The organism is Sodalis sp. (in: enterobacteria) (genome assembly GCF_047607725.1).
GTDB lineage: Bacteria > Pseudomonadota > Gammaproteobacteria > Enterobacterales > Enterobacteriaceae > JBLKSS01.
In genome coordinates this window covers 1-5,511 of sequence record NZ_JBLKSS010000216.1, presented here as the reverse complement: position 1 = coordinate 5,511, position 5,511 = coordinate 1, and the positions used below count along the sequence as shown (strand labels likewise).

At 54.2% G+C, this 5,511-nt stretch carries 5 protein-coding genes and 1 pseudogene; 5 read left to right on the top strand and 1 reads right to left on the bottom strand.

Annotated elements, in window-relative coordinates; translation table 11 throughout:
- Together ACMX3H_RS16690 and ACMX3H_RS16685 are read left to right on the top strand one after the other, a co-directional pair.
- The coding region (locus tag ACMX3H_RS16690) for an IS66 family transposase (RefSeq protein WP_415211620.1) at positions 1-343 on the top strand (343 nt) is incomplete at its 5' end.
- A gap of 559 nt (positions 344-902) precedes the next feature.
- Positions 903-1,526 carry a gamma-glutamylcyclotransferase gene (locus ACMX3H_RS16685; protein ID WP_415211619.1) on the top strand — a complete coding sequence of 208 codons (624 nt, stop codon included), beginning with the start codon at positions 903-905 and terminating at the stop codon, positions 1,524-1,526.
- A gap of 320 nt (positions 1,527-1,846) precedes the next feature.
- Here ACMX3H_RS16685 and ACMX3H_RS16680 read toward each other — a convergent pair.
- Positions 1,847-2,317: pseudogene (locus ACMX3H_RS16680) on the bottom strand (acyltransferase); the annotation flags it as partial.
- A gap of 336 nt (positions 2,318-2,653) precedes the next feature.
- Between ACMX3H_RS16680 and ACMX3H_RS16675 the strand changes: the two are divergent.
- The 3 genes from ACMX3H_RS16675 (at position 2,654) to ACMX3H_RS16665 (ending at position 5,277) form a co-directional block, all read left to right on the top strand.
- A complete protein-coding gene (locus ACMX3H_RS16675) occupies positions 2,654-3,847 on the top strand; it encodes an ATP-dependent DNA helicase (protein WP_415211621.1) in 1,194 nt (397 codons plus the stop codon).
- A 134-nt stretch (positions 3,848-3,981) separates the two neighbouring features.
- Positions 3,982-4,614, top strand: a complete 633-nt coding sequence (locus tag ACMX3H_RS16670) for a DUF2076 domain-containing protein (RefSeq protein ID WP_415211618.1) — start codon at positions 3,982-3,984, stop codon at positions 4,612-4,614.
- Between the two features lie 228 nt (positions 4,615-4,842).
- Positions 4,843-5,277, top strand: coding sequence for a ProQ/FINO family protein (locus ACMX3H_RS16665; protein WP_415211617.1), 435 nt, complete (start codon positions 4,843-4,845; stop codon positions 5,275-5,277).
- Positions 5,278-5,511 lie beyond the last annotated feature (234 nt).

Here is a 5,511-nt window from a genome sequence, read left to right as displayed (position 1 = left end):
CACGCTGTCGCGCCAGGCCGATACGGCAAAGGCGTTCAACTACCTGATGAACCACTGGCGGGCGTTGTGCTACTACGCCGGCGATGGCTGGGCGGAGATCGACAATAATATCGCTGAAAACGCGCTGCGGATAATAAGCCTGGGTCGCAAGAACTATCTGTTCTTCGGTTCGGATAGCGGCGGCGACCGGGCGGCGCTGATGTATACGCTGATCAGCAGTTGCAAACTGAACGGCGTGGAGCCGGAAGCGTATCTGCGCCATGTGCTGGCGATTATCGCGGATTATCCCATCAACAAAATCAAAGAGCTCCGGCCGTGGAACCTCACCATCCCTGCTGAATAACTGTCAATACGGCGCTGGGCGTACGCTTACCGAAAAAGTAAAGGTCTGACGCTGAGTATACGTATGCGTATGCGGGCGGGAGGCGCCAGCCCCCAATTCTGACTCCGACATTTTCCTCTGGGTATGTCACCGGCCGCGCTCGTGCGCTGCTTCGCCCCTATTTAACGTGCCAACGCCCAGATCTTGCCGTCCCGACACAGGCCTCCTTTCGTACCCGCGCGGGTGTGGTCCGTTGTTGCCGTTGACCTTCGTTGGTGGCTCCACCCCAAGGCCTGTGGGCAGGGAAGGACACGGCGCCGGGTCGGGATTATCCCCGGCCGCGACAGCGCTAGCCGCTTCGGCTCAGGTTACGGCGATGGGGGCAGGGGCGATACGCGCGCCGTGATTGCTTTTTGTCATAATTGTGACTCGCTTCAAACTTGATTGCGGCGCCGGAAACGCATATGGTCATATTGTTGGTGATTTAATTATGAGCAATAAGAACAGAGATTATCTTCACGCGCAGGCGGCGCAGGTGCGCCACCGCAGTTGAACGTGATGGCCAGGAGAAAGCAAGCGAGTGTTAACGCGAGACTTTTTGCAGAAAGCTGATTGTAAAACGGCCTTTGGTATTATCGACGAATCGCTGCTGTTAACGCCGGAACAGCGGTGGGCATCGCTGGCGTGTACGCTGAGTCGTCAGCCGGACAATAGCCCGGTGTGGATTTTCGGTTACGGATCGCTGATGTGGAATCCCATCTTTGAAGCGGAAGAGGTTCGTCCGGCCACGCTTACCGGCTGGCATCGCGCCTTCTGTCTGCGGCTTATCTCCGGACGAGGCACTTCGTCGCAGCCGGGGCGTATGCTGGCGTTAAAAGAGGGCGGCCAGACCACGGGCCTGGCGTTCCGCCTGCCTGAAGATCGCCTGCACGAGGAGCTGGAACTGCTGTGGAAGCGGGAGATGCTGACCGGATGCTACATCCCCATTTGGAGCGAGCTGACGTTAGATGGCGGTGACAGCGTCACGGAATTGGCCTTCGTTATGGATTCCTGCCACCCTTTTTTCGAGGCGGATACCCGTTCGCAAGTTATCACGCCGCTTATCGCCTGCGCCAGCGGCCCGCTCGGCACCAACGCCCAGTATCTCTTTGCTCTGGAGCAAGAGCTGAACAATTACGGCATGCAGGATGACTGTATGGTGTAATTGGTCAAACAAGTTCGCCAACTGATCCAGGGGCGGGCGACGGTGAACCAAACGCCGCGGGATGAGCCGCCGCTGGCGGTATAATCGCGCCGCGCCGATGACAACCGTGCCGACGAGGGGCGGGAAAGTGCTCCTCAGGCTAGGCCGGTGGCCGCAGGATAACCCGCTGTTGAGGGGGCACTGTTGCGGGAGGTCATGGCGCGCAACCCTCGATCATCGAGCGCCTTGGGCGCGCCGCCGAGCGTTTTTTGACCCAGCGCGCGACGGCCCTCGGCACGATGGCGCGCCGCTCTCCGGCGGCGGCGGCACACCAGAAGTCATCACGACCCGCTGGTTTTTACCGCCCTATCGCCGGCATGCACAGCAGGTTGACCGATAAAGCGGGCCACCAGCCATTTCCTGACCCGCACGACAAAACGCTCCTGAAACAGCACGCATACCGTCACGGTCAGCACCAGGAACAGGGCATAACCGGTTAATGACAGCTTGACGTTGGCCGCGGCCGCCACGCACTCGCTCCATTGGTCCAAACATTGCCCGGGCGCGCCCCGCACCAGCTGCTCCAGCGTCATGAACAAATTGAACAGCGGGACATGCAGGGCGAACATGGATAACGACGCCGCGCCCAGGCGGGGCGACCAGTGACGCAGCCAGGCGCTGTCAGGATTGCGCGCCAGCGCTCACAGATAGATCAGCATCAGTTGCGAAGGCAGCAGCAGGCCGTTATGCAACAAGAAGTACCAATATTTGGGGCCGTGGGTAAACAGCACGGTGGCTACCAAGAAAGTAAGCGCCCCGTGGAGGACGTCTTGAATTATTGGTGGGTTTGTTGTATGGCCCGGTAAGAATATGTTCCACTACGATGCCTAGTGAACCCGCAACCTATAAGGGACGGCTGTCAGATCATGGATAATCCGGCGATGATAGTGTCCACTTAAATTTTAATGGACACTATCACAAACTTCAGAACCACTAATTTTATATCACTCAAACCGGGATGGAAATAAAAGTTATTAAAATCAATACAATGTGAAAATGCAATGAGCATAAGCGTGTAACGTAAGTTTACTGTCTCGTACAACAAACCCACCAATAATTCAAGACGTCCTCCACGGGGCGCTTACACCCTGTCCGGCTCGCAGCGTATTGCCATCGAAAAAACAGTGAATAGCAAGGTCAGTGTGATCACGGGGGGGCCTGGCGTCGGTAAGACCACGGTGATTAACAGCATCTTGCATATCATTCGGGCAAAGGGGAGCCATACCACGCTGTGCGCGCCAACAGGTCGGGCAGCCAAGCGATTGAGTGAATCGACCGGCCAGCAGGCCACCACCATTCATCGTCTGCTGGAATTTGATCCCCGGCTGTTTGATTTCAAGCGTCATGCCGACAATCCCCTCGACACAGCGTTACTGGTGGTTGACGAGTCCTCGATGGTTGACATTGTGCTGATGAATAAATTACTCCGCGCAGTGCCGGATCATGCGGCGTTATTATTGGTCGGTGACGTTGATCAGTTACCCTCCGTAGGCCCCGGTTATGTGCTGGCCGATATTATCAACAGCCAGCAGATACCTGTGAGCCGGTTAACAGAAATATTCCGACAGGTGGCCTGCTCTAACATTATCACCAATGCTCACGCCATTAATGCCGGGCGTGTGCCTGACGTGACCCAAAAGGGGGAAACCAGTGATTTCTTTTTCATCGCTGCGGAGACGCCCGAAGAGATCAAGGCCAAACTGCTGAATATTGTTTTATGTCGCCTGCCGGCCCGATTTGGTTTTGATCCGGTCAGGGATATACAGATACTGACGCCGATGAACCGGGGAGGGACGGGCACGCACAGTCTGAATAATGTGCTGCAGTCGCAGCTCAATGGCGACGCCGAGCCGAAGGTGACGCGTTATGGCCGGACGTTTTCGCCGGGTGATAAAGTGATTCATATTATTAATAATTATGATAATGATGTTTTTAATGGTGATATTGGTATCATTCGGGCGATAGACACGGAGGACGCTGAGGTGTTTATCCAGTTTGACGACAGGGAAATTCATTACGATTTTAATGAGCTGGATGAGCTTTCACTGGCGTATGCGACGACTATCCATAAAAGTCAGGGGTCAGAATATCCGTGTGTGGTGATCCCCCTGTCGATGCAGAGCTACCTAATGCTGGAGCGGAATCTGATTTATACGGGGGTGACGCGGGGCAAAAAAATGGTCGTGATTATCGGGCAAAAAAAGGCGCTATCGATTGCTGTCAGAACGCAGCGCTCCGGGAGACGAAAAACCTGGTTACGGGAGCGTTTAAGGATGTCGTAATGGTTTGTTGTCGTGCTTTCACGATTAAATATTTATCTGATAAGGATCATGGCTTCAGCGTCGCGCGGACGCTGTACTGTGCCGCTGGCTGATAGCCAGGATGGCGATGACAACGGTTAGAAAGGGGGGCATGTATGCAATCTGAAGAGCAACGTCTGATAGACGGACTGTTTCAACGGCTGAAACAGGCGGAATACAGCGCAGGGCCGCGAGATGCTGAGGCGGAGCGGCAGATCCAGGGCTTTATTCAGCAGCAGCCCGCGGCGCCTTACTATATGGCGCAGTCGCTCCTGATCCAGGAGGCGGCACTGCACCGCCTCAACCAGCAGGTTCAGCAACTGCAAAATGACGTTGCCCGGTTGAGGGCGACTCAGCCACCGGCAAGTGGCGGTTTTCTCAGCGGGTTGTTTGGCGGTGGTCGTTCCCAGCCGTCGCCACAACCGGCAGTGCAAACGCCGTCACCGGGCTACACGGGCTCTGCGCCGTCTTCCAACACGTCACGAAGCGGCAGTTTCATGTCTGGCGCATTGCAGACGGCGGCGGGTGTCGCGGGCGGGGTGGTGCTGGGCAATATGTTAACCAATCTGTTTCATCACGCTGCCCCTGAAGAGATCGTTAATATTATTGATGAGCCCTCCACGTCGATGACTGGAGGCAGTGATCCGTTGCTGAGTCAGAATTTTAATGCCGGTGATATGGAGAAATTTAACCCTGTGTCTGACCGGCATTTTCTTGATCAGAATGGTGCGCTGTCCAATAACGAATGAGGTGCTGATGATTTCAGCCATGACGATGATGGCTTTCTTTGAATTATTTTCGCCGCTCAACACCGCTCCCTGGTTTTTCCCGGGATACGAGTGATTGGTGTGCCAGAGGCTTGAAAGGATATTAAGTGACAAAGCAAAAACGCCCTACGCTGAGTATTAAACGTAAAACAACAACGTTGGTGCCGTCCAGTAGCGTAAAAAAAAACGGATCCTGCTTCTGAAAAAACGGTGATAAAAACCTCTCCCAAGGAGGGAGAAACCGCTAAAGTGCCGCCGAAACCGGAGACAAAAGCGAAGCGGGCAGCGAAGAGAGGCGCTAAAAACCAGCGCCGCGGACAAGCGTCAATAGCGACGTTGATGGCGTTGTGGCCGGAGGCTTTCAACGCGGCATCGCCTAAACCGCTTAAAATAGGAATACTTTATGACATGATGCACGAAGCGACCCGACAGGGAGTCGATATTAGCAGAAAGCAGATACGAACCGGGCTCATGGTTTACAGTCGGGCAGAGGCTTATCAGGATGCGTTATGTCAAGGCGGTGCCCGATTTGATTTGCGTGGTCAGCCAAACGGTGAAGTGACCGAAGAACAGTGTAATCATGCACTAAAAAAACGTAAAAGACGGCCGGAGAAGGTTGAGCCGCAATCCGATATGAACGAGTAATGGTTGGCTTGTAGTGTAAATTTTTTGTTGCATAAATAATATACCAACAGGATAGGTTAATGGCTGAAGACAAAAAAGACGTTATGCTGAGTGATCGTAAGCGCCCCGTGGAGGACGTCTTGAATTATTGGTGGGTTTGTTGTATGAGACAGTAAACCTACGTTACACGCTTATGCTCATTGCATTTTCACATTGTATTGATTTTAATAACTTTTATTTCCATCCCGGTTTGAG

What these genes read in the sequence shown, in the direction of transcription:
- ACMX3H_RS16670 (WP_415211618.1), top strand. Translation starts at nt 3,982, where the DNA reads ATGCAATCTGAAGAGCAACGTCTGATAGACGGACTGTTTCAACGGCTG.